Raw genomic sequence first — 25586 nt, forward strand, 5'->3', positions numbered from 1 at the left:
ACACGTCTCGATCAGTGTGGCTGCCGGGAAACGTGTTCGGCAGCCGCTCGGTTAGCCTCTTCTGCCGCTTCTCTCAGCGTTGCCCCGATGCTCAGACGCTGACACAACACGCCGACAAAACAGTCCCCGGCACCATGGGTGCTGACCAGCGTCACCTTCTGCGCCACCAGCGTGTGCGTCTCTCCCGCCTCGCTGAAAGCGACGCCGTGTTCCCCTGCGGTCACGACCACCCTGGCAAAGCGTCCCGCCAGCGATTCCGCGGCCGCGCGGGCTGACGTCAGATCCTGTACGCTTATCCCGCACATATCGCGCGCTTCAATGGCATTGACCACCAGCAGGTCGATACACGCTTCAAACGCCGCCGACAGGGGGCGTGCGGGCGCGGCATTGACGCAGACCCTAATCCCTCGCTGTTGCGCCGCCCGGGCCGCACAGAGATTGACCGTTTCCGGCACCTCGTTTTGCAGCACAAGCAGTGAGACATCCTGCCAGAAGCCTGGCTGTTCGAAAGTCTCCAGCGGAATGTGCTGATTGGCATTGGACACCACGACGGCACCGTAATCCCCTTCGGCATCGGTAATCGCGACACTCATGCCGGAAGGTATCGCCTCGATCACACTCACCGCCGTGCAATCGACGCCAGCCTGCTGCAGAAAGTCCCGCAGAAACTGGCCCTGCTGATCGCGTCCCACCGAACCGGCGAACCGCACCGCAGCCCCCGCCCGGGCCGCCGCCACCGCCTGATTTCCGCCCTTGCCGCCAGACTTATAGTGACAGGCACTGCCCATCACCGTTTCGCCTTTCTCCGGACGATGAGGCGCGTCCAGCATAATGTCGTAATGAAGACTGCCGGTGACTGCAATTTTGCTCATAGCTAGAATTCCCGCAGATCCTGAACCGCATGCTGGGTTTTCATCAGGTTCTTCTCCGCCCGCTTCAGATCTTTCTTGGCGATAGCGACAAACAGCGCGTCCAGAATATTGAGCTGGGCGATGCGTGACGCGGCGTTTTCACCCAACAGATGCGATCCCTGAGAGGTTGAATTGAGGACCACATGCGCACTCTGCGCGATCGGCGATTCGGCGTAGTTGGTAATGGCGATCACTTTCGCACCATTTCTTCCCGCCAGTTTGACCGGATCGTTCACTGCGCGTGTTGCACCCGAGTGGCTGATGGCGATAACCACATCGTCATCAGATAACACGGCGGCTGACATCAGCATGATATGGGCGTCATCATAGGCGGTCGACTTGATGCCTATCTTCAGCATCTTGTGTGACAGATCCCGCGCGACGGCGGCAGAACCGCCGACGGCATAGAGATCGATATGACGCGCTTTAAAGATAATGTCCGCCGCCCGATTGAACTCAGAAACATCCAGAATTGATAAGGTCTCTTCAATCGCCTGGATTGAGGTTCTGAACACTTTGGCCAGCAACTGCTCCGACGAATCATCCGGCTCAATTTCCGCATGCAGCCCCGCTACTTCAGACTGGTTGTAATAGATCAAACCACTTCTGAAATGTCTGAAGCCGGTGAAGTTAAGCTTTTTGGTGATCTTAACGATCATCGCTTCAGAGACATTATTCTCCTGCGCAATCTCTTTTAAGGATGACTGCTCGGTAATGTCGGTTCGGGCAATGATGGCCTCAGCCACCCGACGTTCTAACGGCGTCAGCTGGGGCAAACGCATACGAATCTGAGCACCAATGGCTCGCGGATCTTGCTTCATTACCTGCCTCGGGTCGCCCGGTCAATCAACATCGCTATGATAATAATAAGGCCGGTAGCGAGCAATTGGTAAAAGGCCTGAATGTTCAGCAAGGTCAAGCCATTACGCAGCACGCCGAGGATCACCACGCCAATCAGCGTCCCGAAAATGCTCCCTTTTCCCCCCATCAGTGAAGCCCCACCAATGGCCGCCGCCGCGATAGCGTCCAGCTCCCACAGGTTACCAATGGTTGGCTCGGCAGCACCCAGGCGGCCAATCAGAATCAGCGCGGCCAGTGAGGCCAGCAGGCCGGAGAAGATGTAAACCGTCACCTTGGTGCGCTTCACGGGCACACCGGCAACCCGTGCCGCCTCTTCGTTGCCGCCAATCGCCAGAATATATTCCCCCAGCGGGGTTTTATTCATGACCGTCCACAGCAGCAGCGCGATGATCGCCACAATCACGATGGGGGTCGGGATACCTAAAATCGTGCTGTTGATCAGGCTGCGAAATGTCAGCGGAATACCGAAAACCGGATTTCCGCCGGTCGAGATCAGCGCAATGGCCCGGAACAGCGACAGGCCACCCAGTGTCACAATAAACGGCTGCAGCCCGGCATAAGCGATGAGTGACCCGCTGAACAGACCACACATCGCGCCGACGCCCAGCGTGGCGAGGATCGCCAGCGGCACCGGTACACCTGACGCCATCAGGGTCGCCCCCAGCACCGCCGAGAGAGCCGCGGTGGGGCCGACCGAAAGGTCAATCCCGCCGGAGATGATCACCAGCGTCATGCCCAGTGCAATCAGGGCGTTGATCGAAGACTGCTGCAGAATATTCAGCAGATTTGGCAGTGTGAAAAACACCGGCGACAGAAACGAAAATGTCACCACGATAATCAGTAAGCCGATTAAGGTACCGGCATCCCGTACGTTAAATTTAAGCCGCAGCGCGGGACGGGTATCCGGCCCGGTAGAGGTCTGAGTGGTCATAGTTATCACCTTGGTGAATGTCAGGTAAGCGGTCAGGCAGGCTGGTCGCTCTCTTTAATGGCATAACGGGCAATGTTCTCTTCGGTGATGGCGCTGCCGGTAAGCTCTCGGGTGATCCGCCCTTCTCGCATCACCAGCACCCGGTCTGAGATGCGCATAATCTCGGTCATCTCTGATGAGACCACCACAATGGCTTTGCCCGACTGCGCCAGCTTTTCAATCAGATGATAGATCTCAGACTTGGCGCCAATGTCGATGCCACGCGTCGGCTCATCAAACAGAAACACATTGGCGTCCGCCGCCACCCAGCGACCGATGATCACTTTTTGCTGATTACCGCCGCTCAGCGTGCCGATGGTTTTTTCGATATCGAGCGGGCGCAGCTTCAGATCGCCCATTACGCGCAGCGCTTCCCGATCAAGCCGGGCCTGATTCATCAGCCCCGCCGACGTGAAACGGTGCATCGACGGCAGCGCCATATTCATCTTCACGGCCCGCTCTTTGATGATGCCCTCTTTTTTGCGATCTTCCGGCACCAGACCAATGCCCGCCTTAATGGCGGCGCGCACGTTGTGGTTCTGCACCGGGTTGCCGTTGACGCTCACTGAGCCACGCGTACGCCGATCAATACCGGCAATCAGCTTCAGCAGTTCAGTGCGACCCGCGCCGACCAGCCCGGCGATCCCCAGCACCTCGCCAGCCCGCACGCTGAAGTTCGCCCCAACCACCTCCTTGCCGCGCGTCAGATCCTCGACCCGCAGCACTTCACGATCGCTGACAAACGTCTGATGATGGAGTTTGTCGATCTTCCGTCCGACCATCTTCGCGACGATGCTCTCTTCATTCTCCTCACGGATATTGACCACGCCCACCTGCTTACCGTCACGCATAATGGTCGCGCGGTCGCAGACCCGAAAAATCTCATTCATCTTGTGCGACACGTAGATCAGCGAAACCCCCGTCGACTTCAGATCGCCAATCAGCTCGGCCAGACGGTCAAACTCCCGTGGCGTCAGGCTGGAGGTTGGCTCATCCATCGCGATGATTTTTGCGTCGTCCAGCAGCGCACGGGCAATCTCAACAATCTGCTGCTGCGACACTTTGAGATTCCGGATCGGTGTATCGGGATCGATAGTGGGATCCAGCGTCTTCAGGATCAGCGCAGCCCGCGCCAGCTGTGCTTTTTTATTCACCCATAAGCCTCCGGCGCAGGTTATCGGGCGACCCAGAAACATGTTCTGCGCGACGGAGAGCTCCGGAACGTGCTGCAACTCCTGATGGATCATCGCAATCCCGGCCTGCCGGGCGCTGAGGGGGCTGCGGATCTGAACCTGGGTGCCGTTAACGCTGATCTCTCCGCTGTCCGCACCGCGTACGCCGGAGAGGATGTTCAGCAGCGTCGACTTGCCCGCGCCATTTTCTCCGATCAGCGCATGCACCTCGCCGGGCCGCACCGTAAAATCGACATCCTGCAGCGCGGCGGCGTTACCGTAACTTTTACTGATGCCGCGCATCATTAAGCGAAACTGTTCCATACCCGCTCCCGCTGACTTATTGCTGAACCAGCAGCTGACGCAACCGCGCGTTATCTTTGGTTGAGAACGCGTCGACATTCTCTTTGGTAATCAGCGCCTGAGGCGTTGAAACCACACGCGACAGCTTCTGACCGTTGATCAGACGGATCATGACGTCCATTGCCACTTCACCGGTAAGAACCGGAAAGCTGTCTACCGTGCCGGTCAGTTCACCGCGTTTAATCGAGGCGTAAGCATCAGAAATGCCGTCGGTGCCAAAAATCGCCACCTGTGACGCTTTGTTCTGCGCACGCACCGCTTCCACCACGCCCAGCGCCATCGTGTCGTTGTTGGCGTAGATGCCGATCAGATCAGGGTGCTGCTGCAGAATGGTCGACGCGGCATTAAAGGCCTGCTCGCGACTCCAGTTTGCCGGCACGCTGGCGACAATGGTGAACTTCCCGGCGCTGTCCAGCGTCTCTTTGAATCCACGGGTTCGCTGACCGGCGGCATACACCCCCGGCTGCCCTTCAATGACCGCCACTTTGCCGCCCTGCGGATGGTGCTGAATAAACCATTTTGCTACCCGCACGCCGTTATCTTTCTGGACGTTGCCGACGTAGTAGCGCGCATCCGGCATCACAGCGTCATTGACGTTGACCACCGGAATATTTTTACTGCTGGCACTCTCCAGCGCAGGCTGCAGGTTAATGTCGGTCTGCGGCGAGACCAGCAGGCCATTGAAGCCCTGCGAGATCAGGGTTTCCGCAATCGACAGCTGGCCAAGCTGATCGTCTTCATTAGCCGCCGCCTGATAAGCCACCGTGATGCCATATTTCTTTGCTGCGTTCTGGTAGCCCTGGCCGAGTGAGCGCCAGTATTCATTGGTCAGGGTTTTTGACACCCCGCCAATCTTCAGCGCCTTGTCGACTTTTGGCAGGGCACCATATTTGCTGTCGAGCTGCGTCCAGTCGGTACGATCCGGTTCCGTATCTGACTGCAACGGGGCCAGGTCTGCCGCATAGACGGTGCTGCAGAGCAGTGAGGAGGCGATAAGAGCAAGCAGGCGTTTTTTCATTTTTTTATTCTCAGGGTGTGGGTAACGTTTTTTGTTCTACAGACTCAGGTTACGCAGAAGCGGGCTGTTATCGCGCCAGCATGATGTCATTGACGATCTGCTGGGAGGCAACCGCATCCTGACGCTCGATGGCCGCCAGTAATGCCGCGTTGCCATGCAGCTGGTCACACAACCTCAGCAAGCGGGTGACGGTCGCGATATTGCTTTCCGCTTCCCGAATCGGGTCAAGGCCGCTGGCATCCGGGAACGTATCGAAGTAGTAGGCACCGCGGTAGCCGTCGCGCTGCATCTGCCAGAGAAACTCCAGCGTGGCGCGCGGATTGACCGAGCCGACCATCAGCCCGTCGTCGCGTTTGCCCCAGCCATCATTCAGGTCCAGCCCCAGCAACCGCGAGCGGCGTGCCACCATCGCGGCGGCGAAGGCCGGGATCTCATTGGCAAACAGCACGTGAGCAAAATCCAGAGTGATCCCCAGATTGGCGCAGCCCGCCTCTTCCACCGCCAGCAGACAGGTGGTGGCGTTGGGAAAGATGCTGTAGGCGCGCGGTTCGTTGGGCTTATATTCAATGCTGACATCCACATCCGGGGCGTACTCCGCCACCTCACGCACCGCGCTGACGGCATCCTCCCAGATCTTCTTATAGTCCGCCTGAAAGCAGTAATCGAAACCGTCCTGCCCCATCCACAGCGTCATCAGCCGTGAACCAAACTCCCGACCGGCGTCGATACCGCGTTTGGTCAGCTCGATCGCTTCGCGACGCACTCTGGCATCAGGATGAGTGAACGCGCCAATTTTGAACTGGGGCGCATCCCAGCGCATCTGCATCCCGTTGACCGCCAGACCCGCATCGCTGATCGCCTGGCGCAGCGTGGGAATGTCGCTGGTGAGATGCTGCGGATAGTTAAGATCGAGATGCGTCAGACCTTTAACCTTGCCTGCACGGGCCACCATCTGCAGTACCGAGGGCTTGCCCTGCTGGCCGGGCCAGTAGAGGTGCGCCCCCGAGGCGAAAGAGTTAAGACGGGTAGCAAATTTCAGTTCCGACATGAGCGTCAATCCTTCAGAGTGCGTATTGTGAAGTACTTTTCATATTCACGATTAGTTGTGAAGTTATGGTTTACTCTACGCTTCGCGGCTCAATGCGCAAGTCGGACAGGCCAGGCAAATCGCTAAACCGCGAGCGCTGTCACGAAATAGTTTCGATACGGTATCATCGATAAGGCAGGTTATGCTGGAAGAATAGAAAGGTAATACAACGGGTTGTGGTGCAGAGAGAGAGGGCGAATCGGGCGGACAGAAAAGTAAAAAAACTGAGCGCCAGTATGGCGCTCAGTCTCTGAGGTTACTTCAGGCGGAAAGCGACCACGCTGTCGCCCGCCGTGGTGCCGAGCGAGCCATGCCCCCCCGCCGCAATCACCACATACTGCCGGCCATCTTTACCCATAAAGGTCGATGGTGTGGCCTGCGCACCGGCACTCAGCTCCGTCTGCCACAGCAGTTCGCCGGTGGTGCTGTCGTAAGCGCGGAAGAAGTTATCCGCCGTCGCACCGTGGAACACCAGATCACCCGCCGTCAGCAGCGGCCCACCGTGCGCCACCATGCCCATCGGGAATCCCAGCGGGAAGCGGCCAGGCAGGAAACTGATCTTCAGGTTTTTGGTGGTGCCGACGCGGCGCAGCCACGCGGTTTTACCGGTAGTGAGATCCACCCCCACCATCCGCCCCCACGGCGGCGCAATGCAGGGAATGCCCAGCCCGGAAGCCATCTGCTGAATATGGATCGCGTAGTCACCGTGGAAGTTCTCATTCCAGTATGGCGTGCCATCTTTGGTGAAGGTTCGCTGCGTTTCCGTTTCCGGCGTGCGTTTAATCAGGTTGTATTTGTAGGCCAGACGCACCGGGGTCGCTATCAGCATCTGACGCTGCGGATCGACAGCGACAGAGCCCCAGTTAAAGACACCGATGTTGCCGGGGAAGATCAGCGATCCTTTTTCCGTTGGCGGCGTCCACGGATTGCCATCGTAGCGCAGCTCGCGGAACGTGATGCGGCAGGCTATCTGGTCAAACGGCGTAATGCCCCACATGGCGCTTTCCGTCAGCGGCTGCGGAATGAAGTTCAGGCTGGAAACCGGCTGGGTTGCCGCATACTGCTCGCCCGGGATACCGTCCGTGGAGACCTTCACCTGCTTAACCGGATAAACCGGCTCGCCGGTCAGACGGTTCAGCACAAACAGATTGCCGGTTTTGGTCGGCAGGATCACCGCCGGTTGTGGCTTGCCCTGGTAGCTGATGTCCACCAGCGAGGGCTGCGACGGATTATCGCGGTCCCAGAGGTCGTGGTTCGCGCTCTGATAACGCCATCTGAAAGCACCGGTTTTCAGATCCAGCGCCACCAGCGCATCACGGAATTTCTCGGTATTGCTGGCCGGATCGCGAGCCGTGCCAACTTCATCCGGTGAAGCATTACCAAAGGGTACGTAGACCAGGCCGTTTTTCAGGTCGGCGCTCAGGGTTGCCCAGGCGACCGGGGTATCCTGCGGATAGATGACCGCGTCAGCAACAGGCGCGCTCTTTTCCGGGTTAGCCGGATCGAAGTTCCACACCAGACGCCCGGTGACCGCATCATAGGCACGGATGACACCTGACGGATTGCCGGTGTTAAACCCGTTATCCATGACCGAACTGCCCACGATCACCAGATTACCGGCCACCAGCGGTGCGGCCGTCTGCATCAGTGCGTGCGGACGCAGCTCGCCCATGTTAGCGCGCAGATCCACCTCACCGTTGTTGCCGAAGTCAGCGCAGGGTTTGCCGGTGTCGGCATCCAGCGCCCGCAGGCGGGCATCGGTGGTGGCGTTAAAAATTCGCTTGCGGCAGAGGGCCGGTGCCCTTTCCGTCGCCTGCTGCACCAGTTGACCGGCATCGAAGTAGCTCACACCGCGACAGGTCTGATGCTGCTGCAGCCAGGAGCGGTTTTTATCCGGGACGGCTTTCCATTTCACCGCCCCGGTTTCCGGGTCAAGCGCATGCACTTCGTTGTGCGGCGTACAGAAGTAGAGCATGCCATTAGCTTTCAGCGGCGTCGCTTCAAAGGTGTACTCGGTGGCATCGCCCTCCTGACGCAGATCGCCGGTGTGATAGGTCCACGCCACTTCCAGATTTCTCACGTTATCTTTGGTGATCTGTTTCAGCGCCGAAAAACGCTGACCCTCCGCTGTCCCGCCATAGGCGCGCCACTCCTCATCCGCGCCACCGGTGACGGAACTGTTACGGGCTGTCGTGATGGTCCCCTGCTGCGGCAGCGGATCGTAGAAGCAGAGGCCGGCGACCAGCAGCAGCATCACAATAACCGAGCCGCCCAGAAAAGGATGAAAACGGCGCTGTCCCTGAAACAGAGGACGTACCACCCAAGGCAGCGCCAGCCAGACGCCGAGCACCCCGAACAGATCCCCGCGCGGGATCCACTGCCACTTATCGAAGCCCACTTCCCGGATCATCCAGAACAGCGTGATCCACATCAGCAGCGCATAGAGCGTCAGCGCGCTGCGTTTTTTCATCCACAGCAGAACTGCGCTAAGCAGTACGCCCACACCCATCAGCGCATAAAATGCGCTGCCTCCTGCCAGCAGGAGTTGTCCTCCCATGTAAATCAGGGCAACAGCAAATATCACCATGATTATACTGGTTATTTTATTGATCATGATCCTTCCTCGAGTCATTAGCAGCGTCAGAAACGTTAAATGTGAAACATAATTTCAACGAGATTTTAACTTACGCATGAAATATGTAAAAACGTGTAGAGACGTAAATCATTAATGACTTTTATTAAACCGCACCCGATCCAGACCGGTATTACCGCTTTTTCTGCTTCCGGAAGGGACAATAACGCGATATTCATCACAATAAATTAACCTCAGGCCGCAGGTTATCGCACCTTTTGTTCAAAAGTGGAGAAATATCAGACAAGCCGGGCTTCAGTAACGCTCACTTATGCGTCATCGCTGAATAAAAACGAGTGTCAAATAATCATAATGCTTTTTAATCCCTGTTCAGGGTTTAATCTTATTGCTGAAACTGGCAACGCGACTGTTCCGCATCTTTTATTTTCCAGCGAGCCCCGACTGACGCAGCGCGAAATTATTTTTCGCCCGTTTATTCGGGATAAACATTTATCACCGCCCTGTTTAACCGGCCGGAAAGCAATAATTAATACATTAATGCAGGAAGGCATTCCGGCGCTGAAAACGATTTCAGACTTTCCGCAGCCTGCCGCTTCATTTATCTGTGATATATATCAGCATTATCTTTCCAGTTTATCCGGCCATCAGGCAGGATTTTTTTCATGCAGCAATAACTCAGGCAGGTAATTATGTCCGCATTGAATGCGATTTATCGCAAGCTTCGTTTTCCGTTTAAATTTATACACGCCGCGATTCGTTACCCTGCCGCCCAGGCGCGGGTAAAACGTTATTCGGTTATGTCGATAGAAGAGACGATTGACCTGTTATTGCGTAATCCCCAATTATCGCTGGCCCGTTATGGTGACGGTGAACTGGAGATGACCTGGTATAAAAACATCGGCTTTCAGCCCTTTGATCCGAACCTCTCTGCACGGCTCAAGGCCCTGCTGCAGCAGGATCCGCAGGCCAACCCGAACTGTCTGATCTGCCTGCCCGATGCCTTTCGCACCACCCGTAATATGCGCAGTGGATCGGCCCTGTTCTGGTTCTTCCATAAATCCTTTTATTTCAGGCATTATGACGCGCTGCTGAATAGTCAGTACCGCTATGGAAATACCTCCGTGACCCGCCCCTATCACGACTATAAAGGCAAACAGTTATCCCGGACGATATTTGATAAATTTAAACAGCTCTATAAGGGCCGCCGGGTATTAATTGTCGAAGGCAGCGGAACGCGTCTGGGATTAGGCAACGATTTACTGGATGGTGCCCTGGAGGTGAAACGTATTACCACGCTGAACCGTAATGCCTTTTCTGTTTACGATCGTCTTTTTGACACGGTATTAGCGCAGGCGGTCAGCTTTGATCTGGTCTTAATTTCATTAGGCCCGACCGCTACCGTGCTGGCTTATGATTTAAGTCAGCACGGCATTCGCTGTATTGATAGCGGACACGTTGATATTGAATATGAATGGATGCTGGCCAGCGCCACACATAAAATGAAAGTCGAAGGCAAAAACGTGAATGAGGCGGGCGTACTGCTGGGTGAACAGACCACGGTGGAAGATGCAACCTATCAGCAGCAGATCCTGCAGCACGTTGGCGCAATGCCACCGGCAAAGCCGGGTTCTGATGCCGCGGTGGTCGCGGTCGTGGTTCCCCTGCCGCACGTCAGCACGACTCACCATAACGCGGCCTGAGGCTCCCCATCGGCAGGCAGTGACTGCACTGCATTGATGCGCAGGCGAATAATTAGCGCGATCACTGCCTGATGTGGCGGGCGGGCTGCCCGGCCCGCCGGGCTTTGCCGGACGATGCGCTTTTCCGGCATCAATTTTGCTTCAGCTCTCCTGAAACTATCAATCAGGAGAAGTGAGATGACACCCAGCCGTTACCGTTACACCATATTTTCACTGCTGTTCCTGATCGCGCTGATTAACTATATCGATCGCGGCGCCCTCTCATTCGCAGCCAACGCCATTGCGGCGGAATACCATTTCAGTAAGGTGCAGCTCGGCGCCGTGCTGGGCTACTTTGGCTTTGGTTATCTGTTTGGTTCGCTATGCGGCGGGTTTCTGGCTGACCGCATCGGCACCAAAAAAGTCTGGCTGCTGGCGGGCGTACTCTGGTCGTTACTGGAGATCGCCACCGCCTGGGCGGGTGAGCTGGGTATGGCACTGTTTGGCGGCTCAGCCATTATGGGCTTTGCTGCCCTGCGCATTCTGTTCGGCTTTTCCGAAGGCCCGGCCTACGCGCTGATGAACAAGGCGATTGCCCACTGGGCCCCCGACAACGAGCGTGGCTTTGCGCTGGGCATCGGCCTGCTCTCGACCCAGGTCGGCGCGCTGCTGACCGCCCCGATCGCCGTGGGCCTGCTGCTGCTGACCCATGACTGGCGCATGATGTTTATTCTGCTGGGGGGCTTTTCCCTGCTGGCGATGGCGCTGTTTGCCCGGACCTTCAGTGACAGCCCGGAAAAGAGCGCCGCCACCAATCCGGCCGAGCGCGCGCTGATCCACGCCGGGCAGCGCCGCAGCGCGGCCGACAGTGTGCCTCTGCCCTGGTGGCGCTTTTTCACCAGCCGGACGCTGGTCTGCAACGCGCTGGGCTACTTCTCCTTCCTCTACATCACCTTCACGCTGGTGACCTGGATGCCGAAATATCTGCAGGATAATTTCCACTACGATTTGCACTCGCTGTGGTACGTGGCGATGATCCCATGGAGCGGTGCCTGCCTCACGGTCCTGCTGGGCGGTCGCATCGCCGATGCGCTGCTGGCGCGCTTCCATAACCTGCGGCTGGCGCGCAACCTGTTCGCCGCCGTGACGCTCTGCGGCACCGCCTGCTGCTTTATGGCGATCCCCTATATGCAGTCGGCCGCCGGCATTATTGCGCTGATGACCCTGGGCAACGCACTCAATGCGCTGGTGAATAATGTCTACTGGTCGGTGGTGATCGATGTCAGCCCGAAAGCCTCGGTAGGCACCTTCAGCGGCATGACGCTGGCGATTGCCAATCTGGCGGCGATTATCTCACCGATGCTGTGCGGCTGGCTGGCGGAGTATTACGGCTATAACGCGATGTTCACCGTGACGGCGCTTATCGCCTTTGGCAGCATGCTGGCCATGACGCTGCTGCAGCCGGAAAAACCGCTGGTGGCTGACGCCGGGAGCGGCACCGCCGACGTTTCTGCTGCCTGACAGGTCAGCCGCTGGGGCGCACCCGCACCATCTCAGCACGACAGTCAAAAAAGCCGCCCCTCAGGGCGGCTTTTTTTATCCCGCAGAGGGCTTGCCGCGGCGATCCCAGCGGCTGGCGACGAGCCATAGCAGTGCGGTGACACACCAGCCGATGATCCAGGAGACATCATTGCCGGCAAAAATCCACGTCAGTGAGCCATGATGCAAAGGGTTGTCAATAAACGGCAGCTGCACCGCCACGCCCAGAAAGTAGACCACGATGCCGGTGAGGTTCCAGCGACCATAGCGTCCCTCGGGACGGGAAAGTGCCGGGATATCGACGCGGCCTTTGGTAACGAGGTAGAAATCCGTCAGGCTGATGGCGCTCCAGGGCACAAAGAACGCCAGCAGAAAGAGCAGGAAGTGGGTAAAGGATTTCAGGAAGGCCGGTTCACTGAGCAGAGCGATGACGCAGGCCAGCGTAACCATCAGCACCACAAACAGGATGCGCCCGCCCTGGCTCAGCGTCGTTTGCTGCCGAAAGCCAGAGACAATGGTGGTCAGGGACATGAAACTGCCGTAGGCATTCAGCGTGGTAAAGGTAATCTTGCCAAAGCAGATCGCGAAATAGATCACCATCGCCATCGTGGCCGTGCTGCCCAGACTCACAATGTAGCCGACCTCATTGCCTGAAAACGCGCTGCCGGCAATCGCGGCCACGATCACCCCCAGCGTCATCGACGCCTGGGTGCCCAGCACGGTGCCAAAAAAGACGGCACTGAAGAGTCTCTTCGCGGAAACCTGCGCGGGCAGATAGCGGGAATAGTCGGAGACGTAGGGACAGAACGCGATTTGCCAGGAGGAAGAGAGCGAAACCGCCAGCAGAAAATTTGCCGGGGTAAAGTGCTGGTTCTGCCACACCGCCGATAAATCATGGGTGGTAAACAGGGTAATGAAGAGATAGGCAAAGGCTGCCACGCCAATCACGCTCGCCAGTTTTCCCAGCTGATGGATGACGCGATAACCCAGTACCGCAATGACCACAATCAGGACGCTGAACACCACCATGCCGGTGGCGTTGCTGACGTGAATCAGTCTGGCCAGCGCCTGTCCCGCTAATACCGTTCCGCTGGCTGAAAAGCCCACATACATAATACAGACCAGCACCAGCGGGATCACGGCACCAAAGACGCCAAACTGCATACGGCTGGTAATCATCTGCGGTAAGCCCAGGCGCGGTCCCTGAATCGCATGCAGGGCCATGATCCCCGCCCCCAAGATCTGCCCCACCAGTAAACCGGCCAGCGACCACACCACATCACCACCCAGTACGACAGCCAGCGCACCCGTCACGATCGCCGTAATCTGCAGATTGCCGCCAAACCAGAGTGTGAACTGACTGAAGGGATGACCGTGACGCTCCTGCAAGGGAATGTAATCAATCGAGCGGGTTTCCGACAGGCGCGGTTTCTCTGCGCCTGGATAGTCTGATACAGAGGGTTTGACCGACATAGAGTCCTCGCTGGAACAGTGAGAGATGCGTTGAGTAAAAGAGATCAGTCAGTAAGACGGTTGAAGATACATGTCTATACATGTATCGATGGTGTCATGCGCACCGGAAAGTTACAAGGCAACCTGTCATTCGAAAATGTGATGATAACGACAGGTCCGCCAGGTCGATTATCCTTCCGCGATGACCCGCTGACGATAGCGGGTCCATTTCAGCGTATTCTGCTCACTACTCTCCGTGCCGCTGGCAGAACGCGTCGATATCGCCGTGCTGAAAGTCAGGCAGGTTCGCCAGCAGTTTCTCCAGCGGCCAGTTCCACCAGGCTATGCGCTGCAGGCGGGCGGCAATCGCAGGGGTAAAGCGCATCCGCAGCGGACGCGCCGGCACGCCCCCCACCACGCTGTAGGGGGCGACATCTCTGGTCACCACCGCGCCCGCCGCCAGCACCGCACCATCACCGACGGTCACGCCGGGCAGCACAATTACCCCATGCCCAATCCAGACGTCATTGCCTATCACCACCCGGTCGGCCCGGCGGGCGGCAAAGAAGCCCTGATCGCGGCGGGCGCTGGCGTGATAATACTCCGGGCAGTAGGTAAAGCGGTGCTGTGAGGCGCGATCCATCGGATGATTCGGCGCGCCGATGCGCACCTGATTCGCGATGGCGCAGAAGCGGCCCACGCGGGTATCCGCCAGGCAGCAGTGTTCGCCAACATAGGAGAAGTCACCCAGCTCACTGTATTCCAGCAGGCTATGCGCCAGAATTTCACACTGCTGTCCCACGGTGGTTTCCCGCATCCGCACACTGCCGTCGATCCAGGTGTGCGCAAGCCGGGCAGGCATAACGGCGGCAAGAGACATAATCGTTCCGGTCAGGTAAGCCACGCCCCGCTGGCGTGCTTTTGTCGCCCCACCTTACCCGCTGCGCATGACAGAGAATTGACAAAGAAAAAAGGCGGAGTGGTTAGCTCCGCCTTGTTTCAAGTTCCGGTTAACCTGCGTGACCGGTCAGTTGCATAAGGGCAACGATGATCTGCAAGATGACCCGGATAAGATCCAGAATCAGCTTAGTCAGTTCCATCACTTTCCTTCTCCTTTTACAGGAGCGCGCTGTTCGGCAACCAGGGCTTTGACTCTACCCGCCGGGCGCCTAAGCACATCTTTGTGGAGAGGGCTGAGCGGCACTCAAGGTTAAAGCCACAGGCCAGCACCACCTGATACCTGCCGGGATTTTAAAACCGTGCCCCTGGGAGCGGCCAGTCGACAATGAGGCGAGGCTCAACACTCAACACATGTATAAACATACAGTATTTTGGCGAAACTTGAAATCCTTAGCCGCACATTTTACAATCTGTTCTGTGGAGAGTGCTGAGCACCCCGTTCGCAGCGCGGTTACCAGCCGGGTAGCGAACAAAAAAATAAAGGATTTGGCGCGATGCCAAATCCTTTTTTTATGCCTGCTTTCCGGTAGTGAAAACGGACCCGTCCGGGTTACCTGGCGGCGCTGACCCGCCAGATGGTGTTCCCTGCGTCATCCGCAATCAGCACACCCCCCTCTCTGTCGCTGGCGAGACCTACCGGCAATCCCCGCACCTGCTTTTGATCATCCGTCAGGAAGCCCGAGACCACCGTCTGCGGCTGCCCCACCGGTTTGCCGTTCTCAAATTTCACCCACACCACTTTGTAGCCATTCAGCGGTGTCCGGTTCCAGCTGCCGTGTTCACTGATAAAGGCACCGCCACGATACTGCGGCATGTTATCTGCGCCATAGAAGAGCAGACCCAGCGGGGCGACATGTGAGCTCAGGGCGTAATCGGGTTTGATCGCCTTCGCCACCAGATCGGGACGCTGCGGTTCGGCGCGGGTATCAACATGCTGACCAAAGTAGCTGTAGGGCCAGCCGTAGAACCCTTTGTCCTGCACCGAGGTCATGTAGTCGGGCACCAGGTCCGAGCCGATTTCATCACGCTCATTGACGATAGCCCAGAGTTTGCCGCTCTGAGGTTCCCACTGTAAGCCGGTTGGATTGCGCAGCCCGCTGGCAAAGATGCGGCTGGCGCCGGTGGCGGCATCCACTTCCAGCACCGCGGCACGGCGATACTCTGCGCCAATGCCGTTCTCGGTGACGTTACTGTTGGAACCGACCCCGACATAGAGCTTGCTGCCATCGGGGCTGGCCAGCAGCGCCTTGGTCCAGTGGTGGTTAATCGGGCCGCCCGGCAGTTCGGTCACCTCTTCCGGCGCGGTGCGAATCTCGGTTTCCCCTTCGCGATACGGGAACTTCACCAGGCTGTCCGCATTGGCGACATAGAGCGTGTTGCCAATCAGCTGCATGCCAAACGGGGAATGCAGATTCTCAATAAAGCGGTGCTGCTCCCATTTGCCGTTCACCTTGCGCAGCAGCGTAATCCGGTTGCCGCCTGCACCGCCCTTACCTGAGGCTTTCTGTACGATGCCCATGATGAGCTGCTTCGGCCGGGTCGTCGGTTTGGCCGGGCCGTTTGATTCCGCCACCAGCACGTCATCGTTCGGCAGGACATAGACCTGACGCGGATGCTGCAGATTGTCAGCAATCTTTTCAATCTTCAGCCCGTCAGCCACTTTGGGCATCTCACCCGCCTTCCAGGGCGTGCCTTCCGGCACCTGCATCGGCGGCATAAAGAAACTCTTCGCCTTTGGCAGTTCAGGATTCGGACCGGTCTGCTTCTGGGGGTCGATTTGTGCACCATCATCACAGCCTGCCAGCAGGGCTGCCAGGGTCAGCGCGAGCAGCGTTTTATGCGGTATCTTCATGGTGGCTCCTCCTTAAGCGCTACGCTGACGTAACGCAAGTTGCACATTCGCCAGCAGCAGCAGCGCCACCACCAGCGTCGAAAGCGTCACGCCCAGCGGGATCACCGCGGCGGCATCACGGCTGTGAATAAACGCATTAACGACAGCGATCACAACCGCCACCAGCCAGAGCCAGAAATGGCTCTTCTCCGCACTGTCACTGCCGCGAAACAGATAAACCAGCGCGATGAGTCGCGGCACAATGGCCAGAATCAGTCCCAGCGCAATCAGCCAGCCTGCGGCGTCAGTCCAGAACTGCACAAAGGTCTGACTGTAGAAAATGTCAAACAGCCAGGCCGCAACAAAAAAGCCCAGCGGCACCGGCTCCAGCAGAGCGTACAGCGTCACGGCAAAGGCCGATCTTCCCGAGGTATTGCGCATGTTTCTCTCCATTTTTAGCGTGAATGCGGACGACGACACGTCATGCTGCTCAGAGCAAACGAGGCCGCGCCTGTAAAAGGTTAGTAAATCTGAAGGGAAAGAGCGGGTTTATTCGGCGGGAAGTGCAATGCTGGCGATGACATCCCTGTCATCGCCGGTCAGTCAGGGTTTATCTGCGGGCAACGTCACCCAGTAGCCTGGCTGGTAAGGCAGCGGCAGGAACTTCTGATGAAATTCGCGGAACGTTGCGTCGGGATCGAGATCGGCAAAGAGATCGGGATGCAGCCACTTCGCCAGCGCCTGGATAGCCACAAACTGATAAGGACTGTCGTAGAACTGATGCCAGATCGCGTGGACGTTGCCATTGTGCGCCACCGGCAGGGTTTTAAACGCATCGCGCATCATCAGCGCCTTCAGACGCGCCGTCGCCTCGGTCACATTGGCGCCCGGACCGACGCCGACCCATTTGCCCACGGTATTGTAGTTCTTCCAGTTGGCCCCGGTGACCACCACCACATCGGGCTGACTGGCGATGATCTGCTCCGGGTTCACGGTGCCGAAGGTGCCGGGGATAAGATCTCTGGCAATATTACGTCCGCCCGCTATCTCCACCATCTGACCGAAGTTCTCATTACCAAACGACATGCAGCACTCATCGCTGTAGCCACCGGCGCGGTCGATCATCACTTTCGGGCGATAGCCGGTAAAATTCTTCAGCCGCGAAGTCACCCGCTCAATCTGCTGCTGACGGAACTGGATGATCTCCTGCGCCCGCGCCGGTTTGTTCACCAGTTCGCCCATGATGCGGATACTTTTCTCCGCGTTCACCATCGGCGCTTCACGGAAATCGATAAACACCACCGGCACACCGACCGCCTGCAGTTTTTCTGTCAGCTTGCCTTCATCCGTGGCCGCTTTCGATTCCAGATTCATCAGCACCAGATCGGGCTTCAGGGTTAACGCCTGCTCAATGTTAAAGGTGCCATCTTTCGCCCCGCCGAAGGTCGGCAGTTTCCTGATTTGCGGATAGCGTTTTTCATAAGCCTGATAGCCATCCCAGTCTGCCTTGTGGAGATCGTCCCGCCAGCCGATGACCCGCTTAAAGGGCGCGTCGGTGTCAAAGGCTGCCAGCAGATAGATCTGACGCCCCTCACCCAGAATGATGCGCTTCGCCTCCTGCGGCACCTCAACCTGACGGCCTGCGACATCAGTAATCATTTTGGCCGACGCCATTCCTGACAGCGTGAGCATCCCCAGTGCGAAAAACCATTTTTTCATTGTAAAAACCCATACAGATGATAATGAGAATTATTAATGTAAAGCGGCGTTACTATCACTTAAATCAGCGATCAGGGGAAGAGCGTGAATGAAAAGTTTTTTGCCGTCGTGTGGAGTGGATTTACGTCTGAACAGAGAAAAAAATTTCTGAAAAGGGTTGTCGGATAACTGAATGATTAGCCGGGATTTCCTCTGCATCCCGCGCTGCGCTTAGGCCCGGGTTAAAAATCATTCCATCCCATTCCTGTACAAAATAAGGATCGCTGTATAACTTTAATAGCAACACCAGTGCATTTTTTAACCCGAAACAGGACAATAATATGCCGATGCAAAACACTCTGACCCTGCCGGTCAATCCCACTCTCCCGACCCAAACCGGGTTCAGCTCCTCTTTTGCTGCCTCTGAACAGGACAAACTTAATTTCCTGATCGAGGAGTTACTGGAAGCGGGCAAGGAAAAAAGCTGCATGGAACTGCTGCGCTATCTCGCCTCCGCAGACAGTGCCGAAGAAGAAGCGTGCTGCCGTGAACTGCTGACCATGCTGATGGCGCGGAAATGATGTCTGCTCGTTTTTGTTCCCGCTCCGCGCTCCTCTCTCTGCTTCTCGCCTGACTCCTCTCCGGGTTCAGGCGCAGTTCGCTCTGCCTTTTCCCCGCCCGTAAACCTCGATCTCATTCAGCCAGACCCTTGTCTGCAATATCCGGATATGCCGGATGCGTGCGTTTGTCACATCTGTCCGCGACCAGAGCAGCCGCGCTTATTTCGTTTCCGGCCGAAGCATTAACGCCTCCCGCCCGCTATTTTCCGGCTATCACCCCCAAGGAGAAGCGCAATGATTGCCGTGTTATTTGAAGCTGAAGCCCTGCCGGAACACCAGATGCGTTACAGGCAACTGGCGGCGGACCTCAAACCGCTGCTGATGGAAAACGAAGGATTTATCTCTCTGGAGCGTTTTCAGAGCCTGACCGATGAGAAAAAAATCCTTTCACTCTCGTGGTGGCGCGATGAAGAGTCGATCAGAGCCTGGAAGCGCAATCTGTGCCATCAGGCTGCCCAGCGCGAAGGCCGTGAGACGCTTTTTGCCGCTTATCATCTGCGCATCGTCACCCTCGTCAGAGAATATGCGTTTAACCCGGGAGAAATGTAATATGTTCGACATTCATGTGATCCTGCAAAATAGCCCGGGCACGCTCTCCCGGCTTACCACGTTGCTGGGCGATCAGGGGATTGGACTGGAAGGCGGTGGCATGTTCTCGTCCGGCACACTGAGCCACGCCCATTTTCTGGTGGCAGAGGGTGAACGGGCCCGAAGGGTGCTGGAAGCGGAAGGGATCGCGGTTGAAGCCGTCCATGTTCCACTCATCCGCCGGCTCCCTCAGCAGCGTCCCGGCGAACTGGGTGCCATTACCACACGCCTGGCCGCAGCAGGGATAAATATCCTGGTGCAGTACAGTGACCACGCCAACCGGCTGATCCTGATCACCGACAACAACCTCTCAGCCGCCGGGCTGACTACAGAATGGGCCGTATCCTCCGATGGCAACACCGCAACCCCATAATGCCCCCGACGACAGTGACGCGCTGGAAAACGCCATTGCCGGTGTCGCCGCCGCGATGGCCGATCCCTCGCGGGTCAGGATGCTGTCAGCGCTGATGGATGGACGCGCATGGACGGCCACGGAGCTCTGTGCCGTCACGGATGTCGCGCCCTCCACCGCCAGCGCACATCTGACCCGGCTGATGAATAGCGGGCTAATCGTGTGCCTGGCGCAGGGCCGTCACCGTTATTACCGGCTGAATGGCAGTGATATCGCCACGCTGATTGAGAACATGATGGGCGTGTCGTGGCAACGGATTGCCGCCCCTGAGAGCACAGCGCCACGCGCGCTTCGCACCGCCCGCACCTGTTATGACCATCTGGCAGGTGAAATTGCGGTGCAGATCTATGCCTCACTGGTGCATCAGGGCTGGATCACGCCCGAAGGCAGCGCGGTCACGCTTCACGGCAGACAGCAGTTTCTGGCATTGCAGATTGACCTGTCACAACCCGGACGGCGCAAAGCGTGCTGTGGCTGCCTGGACTGGAGTGAGCGGCAGTTTCATCTCGGGGGCTACGCGGGCGCCGCGCTGCTGACCGGCTTTGAACAGCAGGGCTGGCTGACCCGGCAGGCAGGCTATCGGGAAGTGGCTTTCACCGTGGCGGGTCTCCGCCATCTGCAACAGATTTTCGGTGTCACCCCGCGTTAACGCATAACATGACCTTTTGTTTCCTGCCGCCAGACCCCTTCTGGCGGCACGACAACCGGCGCATCCCCTGCCAGAACCTGTAACACGCCTATGAATCCTGTCACATTTCCGCAAACTCACGTCAGCACCGGTAACAGAAGCAGTCAAAACGCGCAGCTGTCCAACCTTCTGAATCGTAAGCCTTTAAATTGATAACGCCGGGCAATCATGCGGCTGACACATCAATTGATTCTCATTTTGCACTTATTTAGCGCCGGGCGCTGATCCACTCTTCAGTCACAGGCGCGGCAAAAAGCGTCATACCTTACTGGAGCTTCTGATGCAGACCACCTCACCCATGACTCACCGCGCCAGGATTGGCGCAATTTTCCGTGTGACCTCTGGCAACTTCCTCGAACAGTTCGATTTCTTCCTGTTCGGTTTCTATGCCACCTATATCGCTCACACCTTCTTTCCGGCCAGCAGTGAGTTCGCCTCCCTGATGATGACCTTTGCCGTGTTTGGGGCCGGTTTCCTGATGCGCCCTATCGGCGCGGTCGTGCTGGGAGCCTACATCGATAAGGTCGGCCGTCGTAAGGGACTGATCGTCACGCTCTCCATTATGGCGGCGGGCACCTTTCTGATCGTGCTGATCCCCTCCTACCAGAGTATTGGCCTGTGGGCGCCGCTGCTGGTGCTGATCGGCCGCCTGTTGCAGGGCTTCTCGGCCGGTGCCGAGCTGGGTGGTGTGTCGGTCTATCTGGCCGAGATCGCCACGCCAGGCCGCAAAGGCTTCTACACCAGCTGGCAGTCAGGCAGCCAGCAGGTGGCCATTATGGTCGCCGCCGCGATGGGCTTTATTCTCAACGCCGTACTGGCAGAAAGTGAAATCCGCGAGTGGGGCTGGCGTATTCCCTTCCTGTTCGGCTGTCTGATCGTGCCGTTTATTTTCGTGCTGCGCCGCAAGCTCGAAGAGACGCAGGAGTTCAACAATCGTCGCAGCCATCCCGAAGTGAAGCAGGTGTTCCGTATTCTGCTCACCAACTGGCAGGTCGTGATTGCCGGCATGCTGATGGTCGCGATGACCACCACCGCGTTTTATCTGATCACGGTTTACGCCCCGACCTTTGGCAAGAAAGTGCTGCTGCTCAGCGCCTCTGACAGCCTGCTGGTGACGCTACTGGTGGCGGTATCGAACTTTATCTGGTTGCCGATTGGCGGCGCGCTCTCCGACCGCTTTGGCCGTAAGCCGATCCTGGTGGCGATGACCCTGCTGGCGATGGCGACCAGCTATCCGGCGCTGAGCCTGCTGGCGGCGGCCCCCGGCTTCTCAATGATGCTGGGCGTGCTGCTGTGGCTTTCGATGATCTACGGTCTCTACAACGGTGCGATGATCCCGGCCCTGACCGAAATCATGCCGGCTGAAGTGCGCGTCGCGGGCTTTTCACTGGCCTACAGCCTGGCGACTGCTCTGTTCGGCGGCTTTACCCCGGTGATGTCCACCGGCCTGATTGAGCTGACCGGCGATAAAGCGTCGCCCGGCTACTGGATGAGCTTTGCGGCTGTCTGCGCCCTGCTGGCCACCCTCTACCTCTATCGCCGTACCAGCCGTGCGTTATCCCACGCCGGTAAGACCTTTAGCTGAGGAACTGAGAATGAAATCTGCTTTACTGTTAATCCCCCTGTTACTGGGCAGTGCCGGTGCGCAGGCCAAAGAACTGACGGTGATGATCTCCGGCGGGTTTAAAGCGGCCTGGGATACCCTCTCGCCGCGCTTCGCCCGGCAGGAAGGGATCACCCTCCATACGGTTGCCGGTCCGTCGATGGGCAAGACCCCACAGGCGATCCCGGCGCGACTGGCGCGCGGTGAACCGGCCGATGTGGTGATTATGGTCGGCGACGCGCTGACCGGACTGGAGATAAAGGGTGAGACGCTGCCGGGTTCCCGGGTAGAACTCGCCGACTCGCGCATCGGCGCGGTCATCAGACAGGGGGCGACGCCGGTTAAAATCGGCAGCGAAAGTGAACTCCGCGCCACCCTGCTGAAGGCCGGTTCCATCGCCTATTCCGACAGCGCCAGCGGCAAATATGTCAGCAGCCAGCTTTTCAGCCGGCTGGGCATTGAGGATCAGGTCAGGAATAAAGCCGTGAAGGTTGAGCGCATTCCGGTGGCGTCAGAGGTGGCGGCCGGGAAATACAGTATCGGGTTTCAGCAGGTGAGTGAGTTACTGCCCGTGCCAGGCGTCACCTTTATTGGGGAGCTGCCGGCGAAGCTGCAATACACCACCCGCTTTGCCGGTGCCGTGGTTCGCACCTCCGGGCAGCCGGATGAGGCGAGTAAGCTGCTCCACTGGCTCGCGTCGCCGGAAAACCAGAAGGCCGTGCTGGCCAGCGGACTGCACAGCGTGACGGCCTCAAAACCGGTCAGAGAAGCTGATACTGTTCAGTAATCAGGTTTTCCAGTTCGCCCGCGATATGCGACAGCATCCGGCCATTTTTGCGCAGCAGGCCGATGGTGCGTTTCACCTCCGGGTCGGTTAACGGCACGCCCGTCAGCAGGGCGTGATCGTAACCCGGCATCGACATGGCGGGGACGGCAGCAATGCCGAGCCCCGCCTCAACCATTCCCAGCATGGTCGTGACGTGCCGGGTTTCGCAGACACAGGGCTTCTCCGGCACGATCGCCTGCAATGCCTGATCCAGCAGGTTGCGATTACCGGAGGTCTTATCCAGCCCGATCCACTCATACTGATAAAACGCCTGCCAGCTCAGACTCTTTTTTCCGGCAATCGGATGATCGCGCCGACAGGCCGCCACGTAAGGGTCCTCCCTCAGCGGCTGAAAATGGACATCCGGCTGCGAACGGCTGGAGAAGCTGATGCCGAAATCCGCCTGCCCGCCAATCACCGCGTCATACACATTGGCCGCACTGCTGTCGATCAGTTTCACCCGCACTCTGGGGTAGCGCACCTGAAACAGCCGGATGATATTGGGCATGAAGTAGTAGGCCGCTGACGGCACGCAGGCGACCGTAATCAGCCCCGTGCGGGCGAGGCTGACCTCACTGAGATCGGCCATCACCTCTTCGAAGTCTGTCAGCAGCTTGTCTGAGCGCTGCGCAAACGCGTGCCCTTTCAGCGTCAGCGTTACGCGGCGCGTGGTGCGCTCAAACAGTTTGATCCCCAGTGTGGTTTCCAGTTTATCGATCCGGCGGCTCAGCGCCGACTGGGAGAGACAGATCGATTCCGCCGCCAGGCGAAAGTTACCAAACTCCACCAGCGCGCGAAACGCGTAGAGATCGTTGAGATCGAAGTTAACCGGCATGCATCCCTCTATCCGTTGTCTGGCAGCACAGGCGTGCTGTGGTCATGGGCAGCAACAATAACCCCAAGGATATCATTGATCTCAGTGCCGCCCACAGCCACCTTTCGCACTTCAGCGCGGGGCATCAACCTGATGCAGAAAACGTCCGGGATAATCGGGGACAATCGCATGCTGGCTGCTGTAACGGCCAAACAGCCTGTAGCGGTTTAACGCGATGCGGTCATAGGCAAAGTTACTTAGGGTGTCGGGGAAGTGACGCAGCACCGCCAGCCCGCGCCACGGCAGAGGGAGATGCTGCATAACGCGGAATACCGCCTGCGCCCGCAGCCAGTGCTGGTCACCTTTAATGTAGACAATGGTGCTGATCTTCTCTTCCGGCAGTCCGGCCCAGCGCAGCAGCGCCTTGCCCTGCTCGCTCTGCACCGAGGCAAAACGAACCTGCCGCGCCAGCCGGTGGCGCAGCAGAAACTGAACCCAGCCGTTACACAGCTTACAGACGCCGTCATAGAGCACGGCGCTTTCACCGGTTTGCAGATAGGGGGGTGATGTCATCCTGCCGCTCCTCACGTCGCTCATGATGAGCTGAAGTGTAGCGGGTTCTGGTCAGCTGATGTTGCAGCCAGTGAATTACGGCCGTGTCGTCCCGGGCGCAGGCGTCAGTCTCACAGACCGGCCCCAGCGCCATCGGCCTGGCCTGATGCGCCAGCTGGCGCAGCTCCGGCAGATACTCGGCACCGGGATGTCCCGGCAGCCGCTGCGACAGCCGTGCCTGATAGCGCGCCACCGCCACCTCCGGATCAATCTTCAGCCACAGCTCAAGCGCCTCCTCCACGCCGGCCTGTTTCAGCCCCTGCTCCAGCAGCGCACGCGGCTGAAACCCGAACCAGGCGTCGATCAGCCAGATCTGACTGGCCGGTGCCTGACCAACGATGTTCCAGATCGCCTGGTAGGCCGCGCAGCCCAGCTGCCGGTTTCGCGCGCGGTCGACCGGGGTAAAGCAACGCATAAACGGCTCTTTGAGCGCGTCGAGCGTCAGCACCGGCCAGCCAAAATGGTGAGAGAGCGCCTGCGTCAGGGTACTTTTACCCGACGCCGGGATGCCGTTCACCAGCACCACCCGTTTTACCGTATTTGTCAGCGTCATAAGATATCGATGACCTCCGCTGCGCTGCTGGCCTGACGTAACCTGACCAGCGTCTCCTCATCCTCCAGCAGCGACACAATGGCCCGGATCCCCTCTTCGATGTGCGCGTTACTGTCGCGCGCACCAAACATGATCACAATGTCCGCCTTATCGCTGCCCGCAAAGGAGATCGGTTCCTTCAGCAGGATCAGACTGAAACAGTCGCGGATCACCCCCGCTTCCGGTCGCGCATGAGGAATGGCAATGCCCTCCTCAAAGACATAGTACGCGCCATGCGTCAGCGTATTGGCAATCACCGCCTCCGGATAGGAGGCGTGAAGATAGCCGCCGCTGACCAGCGGAGCCGCGGCCAGGGCGATAACCTGACGCCAGTCCGTGGCGTCAATGCCGGTCTGAATGGCGTCGGCCTCCTGTAATAACTGCTTAATGGTCATCCGCTCTCCTCAGATCGACTGGCGAACCACATTGCGCAATTCATCTATTTTGACAAACAGCGCATCGATTTCATTGCGGTAGCGAGGGCTTTTCGCAAATAAGCTTAACGCCCGGTTATATTCCAGCATTAATTCTTTCTGCGTTGCGCCATCGCGCGGATTAATAGCCAGCTGCTCCTCCAGCTGCGTTATTTTGCCGCGGCTGAGTTCCGCCAGATGGTCCTGCTGCTGCGGGCTGACCGGTTCGCCCGCCGGTGACTTTTTCAGAAATCCAAACATAGGCTCTCCTGCCCCGGATTATT

The 25586-nt window shown here is 58.0% G+C and carries 26 protein-coding genes; 9 read left to right on the forward strand and 17 right to left on the reverse strand.

The annotated features are described in order from the left end of the window. Positions 1-11 precede the first annotated feature (11 nt). The 7 genes from HFD92_RS02265 to HFD92_RS02295 all read right to left on the reverse strand — a co-directional run bounded on the left by HFD92_RS02265 (position 12) and on the right by HFD92_RS02295 (position 8996). The gene (locus HFD92_RS02265; RefSeq protein WP_009090220.1) at positions 12-872 is read right to left on the reverse strand and encodes a PfkB family carbohydrate kinase; all 861 of its coding nucleotides are present in this window, start codon (positions 870-872) and stop codon (positions 12-14) included. Between the two features lie 2 nt (positions 873-874). Further along, complete coding sequence (locus HFD92_RS02270) at positions 875-1732, reverse strand: MurR/RpiR family transcriptional regulator (RefSeq protein WP_009090221.1); 858 nt, start codon at positions 1730-1732, stop codon at positions 875-877. Beyond that, on the reverse strand, positions 1732-2703 hold the full coding sequence (locus HFD92_RS02275) for an ABC transporter permease (RefSeq protein WP_167428208.1): 972 nt from the start codon (positions 2701-2703) through the stop codon (positions 1732-1734). Before HFD92_RS02275 ends, HFD92_RS02270 begins: the two co-directional genes overlap by 1 nt. Before the next feature lie 32 nt (positions 2704-2735). Further along, positions 2736-4238: a sugar ABC transporter ATP-binding protein gene (locus tag HFD92_RS02280; protein WP_167428209.1), complete on the reverse strand. Its 1503-nt coding sequence runs from the start codon at positions 4236-4238 to the stop codon at positions 2736-2738. A 16-nt stretch (positions 4239-4254) separates the two neighbouring features. Further along, a complete protein-coding gene (locus tag HFD92_RS02285) occupies positions 4255-5295 on the reverse strand; it encodes a substrate-binding domain-containing protein (RefSeq protein WP_009090224.1) in 1041 nt (346 codons plus the stop codon). 67 nt (positions 5296-5362) lie between these two features. Further along, positions 5363-6343 (reverse strand): TIM barrel protein, encoded by a 981-nt coding sequence (locus HFD92_RS02290; RefSeq protein ID WP_058958215.1) that lies wholly within the window; start codon positions 6341-6343, stop codon positions 5363-5365. Positions 6344-6638: 295 nt separating this feature from the next. Further along, on the reverse strand, positions 6639-8996 hold the full coding sequence (locus tag HFD92_RS02295) for a membrane-bound PQQ-dependent dehydrogenase, glucose/quinate/shikimate family (RefSeq protein ID WP_167428210.1): 2358 nt from the start codon (positions 8994-8996) through the stop codon (positions 6639-6641). A 330-nt stretch (positions 8997-9326) separates the two neighbouring features. Between HFD92_RS02295 and HFD92_RS02300 the strand changes: the two genes are divergently transcribed. The 3 genes from HFD92_RS02300 (at position 9327) to HFD92_RS02310 (ending at position 12175) form a co-directional block, all read left to right on the forward strand. Beyond that, a complete protein-coding gene (locus HFD92_RS02300) occupies positions 9327-9662 on the forward strand; it encodes a hypothetical protein (protein ID WP_167428211.1) in 336 nt (111 codons plus the stop codon). Between the two features lie 2 nt (positions 9663-9664). Then, a complete protein-coding gene (locus tag HFD92_RS02305) occupies positions 9665-10675 on the forward strand; it encodes a GT-D fold domain-containing glycosyltransferase (protein ID WP_167428212.1) in 1011 nt (336 codons plus the stop codon). A 177-nt stretch (positions 10676-10852) separates the two neighbouring features. Further along, a complete protein-coding gene (locus tag HFD92_RS02310; protein WP_167428213.1) occupies positions 10853-12175 on the forward strand; it encodes an MFS transporter in 1323 nt (440 codons plus the stop codon). Positions 12176-12250: 75 nt separating this feature from the next. Here HFD92_RS02310 and HFD92_RS02315 read toward each other — a convergent pair whose 3' ends face one another. The 5 genes from HFD92_RS02315 to HFD92_RS02335 form a co-directional block, all read right to left on the reverse strand. Next, positions 12251-13666: a cytosine permease gene (locus HFD92_RS02315; protein WP_167428214.1), complete on the reverse strand. Its 1416-nt coding sequence runs from the start codon at positions 13664-13666 to the stop codon at positions 12251-12253. Between the two features lie 226 nt (positions 13667-13892). After that, entirely contained in the window at positions 13893-14525 is a 633-nt protein-coding gene (locus HFD92_RS02320) for a DapH/DapD/GlmU-related protein (protein WP_167428215.1), read from the reverse strand. Between the two features lie 630 nt (positions 14526-15155). Continuing rightward, the gene (locus HFD92_RS02325; RefSeq protein ID WP_046101813.1) at positions 15156-16457 is read right to left on the reverse strand and encodes a sorbosone dehydrogenase family protein; all 1302 of its coding nucleotides are present in this window, start codon (positions 16455-16457) and stop codon (positions 15156-15158) included. Positions 16458-16469: 12 nt separating this feature from the next. After that, positions 16470-16877: a DUF2231 domain-containing protein gene (locus tag HFD92_RS02330; RefSeq protein WP_009090233.1), complete on the reverse strand. Its 408-nt coding sequence runs from the start codon at positions 16875-16877 to the stop codon at positions 16470-16472. A gap of 162 nt (positions 16878-17039) precedes the next feature. Further along, positions 17040-18155: an ABC transporter substrate-binding protein gene (locus tag HFD92_RS02335; RefSeq protein WP_009090234.1), complete on the reverse strand. Its 1116-nt coding sequence runs from the start codon at positions 18153-18155 to the stop codon at positions 17040-17042. A 326-nt stretch (positions 18156-18481) separates the two neighbouring features. Between HFD92_RS02335 and HFD92_RS02340 the strand changes: the two genes are divergently transcribed. The 6 genes from HFD92_RS02340 (at position 18482) to HFD92_RS02365 (ending at position 22832) form a co-directional block, all read left to right on the forward strand. Continuing rightward, positions 18482-18715 (forward strand): hypothetical protein, encoded by a 234-nt coding sequence (locus HFD92_RS02340; protein ID WP_255461684.1) that lies wholly within the window; start codon positions 18482-18484, stop codon positions 18713-18715. A gap of 273 nt (positions 18716-18988) precedes the next feature. Next, the gene (locus HFD92_RS02345; RefSeq protein WP_111208434.1) at positions 18989-19303 is read left to right on the forward strand and encodes an antibiotic biosynthesis monooxygenase; all 315 of its coding nucleotides are present in this window, start codon (positions 18989-18991) and stop codon (positions 19301-19303) included. A 1-nt stretch (position 19304) separates the two neighbouring features. Further along, entirely contained in the window at positions 19305-19715 is a 411-nt protein-coding gene (locus HFD92_RS02350; protein WP_009090237.1) for an amino acid-binding protein, read from the forward strand. After that, positions 19693-20403 (forward strand): helix-turn-helix transcriptional regulator, encoded by a 711-nt coding sequence (locus HFD92_RS02355; RefSeq protein WP_167428216.1) that lies wholly within the window; start codon positions 19693-19695, stop codon positions 20401-20403. Before HFD92_RS02350 ends, HFD92_RS02355 begins: the two co-directional genes overlap by 23 nt. A 316-nt stretch (positions 20404-20719) precedes the next feature. Next, positions 20720-22027, forward strand: a complete 1308-nt coding sequence (locus tag HFD92_RS02360; RefSeq protein WP_304623148.1) for an MFS transporter — start codon at positions 20720-20722, stop codon at positions 22025-22027. 10 nt (positions 22028-22037) lie between these two features. Then, on the forward strand, positions 22038-22832 hold the full coding sequence (locus tag HFD92_RS02365) for a substrate-binding domain-containing protein (RefSeq protein WP_167428218.1): 795 nt from the start codon (positions 22038-22040) through the stop codon (positions 22830-22832). Here the strand turns inward: HFD92_RS02365 and HFD92_RS02370 are convergent. The 5 genes from HFD92_RS02370 to HFD92_RS02390 all read right to left on the reverse strand — a co-directional run bounded on the left by HFD92_RS02370 (position 22807) and on the right by HFD92_RS02390 (position 25563). After that, the gene (locus tag HFD92_RS02370; RefSeq protein ID WP_009090241.1) at positions 22807-23706 is read right to left on the reverse strand and encodes a LysR family transcriptional regulator; all 900 of its coding nucleotides are present in this window, start codon (positions 23704-23706) and stop codon (positions 22807-22809) included. The genes HFD92_RS02365 and HFD92_RS02370 overlap by 26 nt on opposite strands. Before the next feature lie 111 nt (positions 23707-23817). After that, the gene (locus HFD92_RS02375) at positions 23818-24258 is read right to left on the reverse strand and encodes a thiol-disulfide oxidoreductase DCC family protein (RefSeq protein ID WP_046101808.1); all 441 of its coding nucleotides are present in this window, start codon (positions 24256-24258) and stop codon (positions 23818-23820) included. Further along, a complete protein-coding gene (locus HFD92_RS02380; RefSeq protein ID WP_167428219.1) occupies positions 24227-24850 on the reverse strand; it encodes an ATP-binding protein in 624 nt (207 codons plus the stop codon). The genes HFD92_RS02375 and HFD92_RS02380 overlap by 32 nt, the downstream gene beginning before the upstream one ends. Beyond that, positions 24847-25284, reverse strand: a complete 438-nt coding sequence (locus tag HFD92_RS02385) for a PTS sugar transporter subunit IIA (protein ID WP_046101806.1) — start codon at positions 25282-25284, stop codon at positions 24847-24849. The genes HFD92_RS02380 and HFD92_RS02385 overlap by 4 nt, the downstream gene beginning before the upstream one ends. Positions 25285-25293: 9 nt before the next feature. Continuing rightward, positions 25294-25563, reverse strand: coding sequence for a hypothetical protein (locus HFD92_RS02390; RefSeq protein ID WP_058958229.1), 270 nt, complete (start codon positions 25561-25563; stop codon positions 25294-25296). Between the last annotated feature and the right edge of the window lie 23 nt (positions 25564-25586).

The sequence above is a fragment of the Pantoea sp. EKM101V genome, assembly GCF_011800325.1.
GTDB classification, from domain to species: domain Bacteria; phylum Pseudomonadota; class Gammaproteobacteria; order Enterobacterales; family Enterobacteriaceae; genus Pantoea; species Pantoea anthophila.

What these genes read in the sequence shown, in the direction of transcription:
- HFD92_RS02265 (WP_009090220.1), bottom strand. Translation starts at nt 872, where the DNA reads ATGAGCAAAATTGCAGTCACCGGCAGTCTTCATTACGACATTATGCTG.
- HFD92_RS02270 (WP_009090221.1), bottom strand. Translation starts at nt 1,732, where the DNA reads ATGAAGCAAGATCCGCGAGCCATTGGTGCTCAGATTCGTATGCGTTTG.
- HFD92_RS02275 (WP_167428208.1), bottom strand. Translation starts at nt 2,703, where the DNA reads ATGACCACTCAGACCTCTACCGGGCCGGATACCCGTCCCGCGCTGCGG.
- HFD92_RS02280 (WP_167428209.1), bottom strand. Translation starts at nt 4,238, where the DNA reads ATGGAACAGTTTCGCTTAATGATGCGCGGCATCAGTAAAAGTTACGGT.
- HFD92_RS02285 (WP_009090224.1), bottom strand. Translation starts at nt 5,295, where the DNA reads ATGAAAAAACGCCTGCTTGCTCTTATCGCCTCCTCACTGCTCTGCAGC.
- HFD92_RS02290 (WP_058958215.1), bottom strand. Translation starts at nt 6,343, where the DNA reads ATGTCGGAACTGAAATTTGCTACCCGTCTTAACTCTTTCGCCTCGGGG.
- HFD92_RS02295 (WP_167428210.1), bottom strand. Translation starts at nt 8,996, where the DNA reads ATGATCAATAAAATAACCAGTATAATCATGGTGATATTTGCTGTTGCC.
- HFD92_RS02300 (WP_167428211.1), top strand. Translation starts at nt 9,327, where the DNA reads ATGCTTTTTAATCCCTGTTCAGGGTTTAATCTTATTGCTGAAACTGGC.
- HFD92_RS02305 (WP_167428212.1), top strand. Translation starts at nt 9,665, where the DNA reads ATGTCCGCATTGAATGCGATTTATCGCAAGCTTCGTTTTCCGTTTAAA.
- HFD92_RS02310 (WP_167428213.1), top strand. Translation starts at nt 10,853, where the DNA reads ATGACACCCAGCCGTTACCGTTACACCATATTTTCACTGCTGTTCCTG.
- HFD92_RS02315 (WP_167428214.1), bottom strand. Translation starts at nt 13,666, where the DNA reads ATGTCGGTCAAACCCTCTGTATCAGACTATCCAGGCGCAGAGAAACCG.
- HFD92_RS02320 (WP_167428215.1), bottom strand. Translation starts at nt 14,525, where the DNA reads ATGTCTCTTGCCGCCGTTATGCCTGCCCGGCTTGCGCACACCTGGATC.
- HFD92_RS02325 (WP_046101813.1), bottom strand. Translation starts at nt 16,457, where the DNA reads ATGAAGATACCGCATAAAACGCTGCTCGCGCTGACCCTGGCAGCCCTG.
- HFD92_RS02330 (WP_009090233.1), bottom strand. Translation starts at nt 16,877, where the DNA reads ATGCGCAATACCTCGGGAAGATCGGCCTTTGCCGTGACGCTGTACGCT.
- HFD92_RS02335 (WP_009090234.1), bottom strand. Translation starts at nt 18,155, where the DNA reads ATGAAAAAATGGTTTTTCGCACTGGGGATGCTCACGCTGTCAGGAATG.
- HFD92_RS02340 (WP_255461684.1), top strand. Translation starts at nt 18,482, where the DNA reads ATGCAAAACACTCTGACCCTGCCGGTCAATCCCACTCTCCCGACCCAA.
- HFD92_RS02345 (WP_111208434.1), top strand. Translation starts at nt 18,989, where the DNA reads ATGATTGCCGTGTTATTTGAAGCTGAAGCCCTGCCGGAACACCAGATG.
- HFD92_RS02350 (WP_009090237.1), top strand. Translation starts at nt 19,305, where the DNA reads ATGTTCGACATTCATGTGATCCTGCAAAATAGCCCGGGCACGCTCTCC.
- HFD92_RS02355 (WP_167428216.1), top strand. Translation starts at nt 19,693, where the DNA reads ATGGCAACACCGCAACCCCATAATGCCCCCGACGACAGTGACGCGCTG.
- HFD92_RS02365 (WP_167428218.1), top strand. Translation starts at nt 22,038, where the DNA reads ATGAAATCTGCTTTACTGTTAATCCCCCTGTTACTGGGCAGTGCCGGT.
- HFD92_RS02370 (WP_009090241.1), bottom strand. Translation starts at nt 23,706, where the DNA reads ATGCCGGTTAACTTCGATCTCAACGATCTCTACGCGTTTCGCGCGCTG.
- HFD92_RS02375 (WP_046101808.1), bottom strand. Translation starts at nt 24,258, where the DNA reads ATGACATCACCCCCCTATCTGCAAACCGGTGAAAGCGCCGTGCTCTAT.
- HFD92_RS02380 (WP_167428219.1), bottom strand. Translation starts at nt 24,850, where the DNA reads ATGACGCTGACAAATACGGTAAAACGGGTGGTGCTGGTGAACGGCATC.
- HFD92_RS02385 (WP_046101806.1), bottom strand. Translation starts at nt 25,284, where the DNA reads ATGACCATTAAGCAGTTATTACAGGAGGCCGACGCCATTCAGACCGGC.
- HFD92_RS02390 (WP_058958229.1), bottom strand. Translation starts at nt 25,563, where the DNA reads ATGTTTGGATTTCTGAAAAAGTCACCGGCGGGCGAACCGGTCAGCCCG.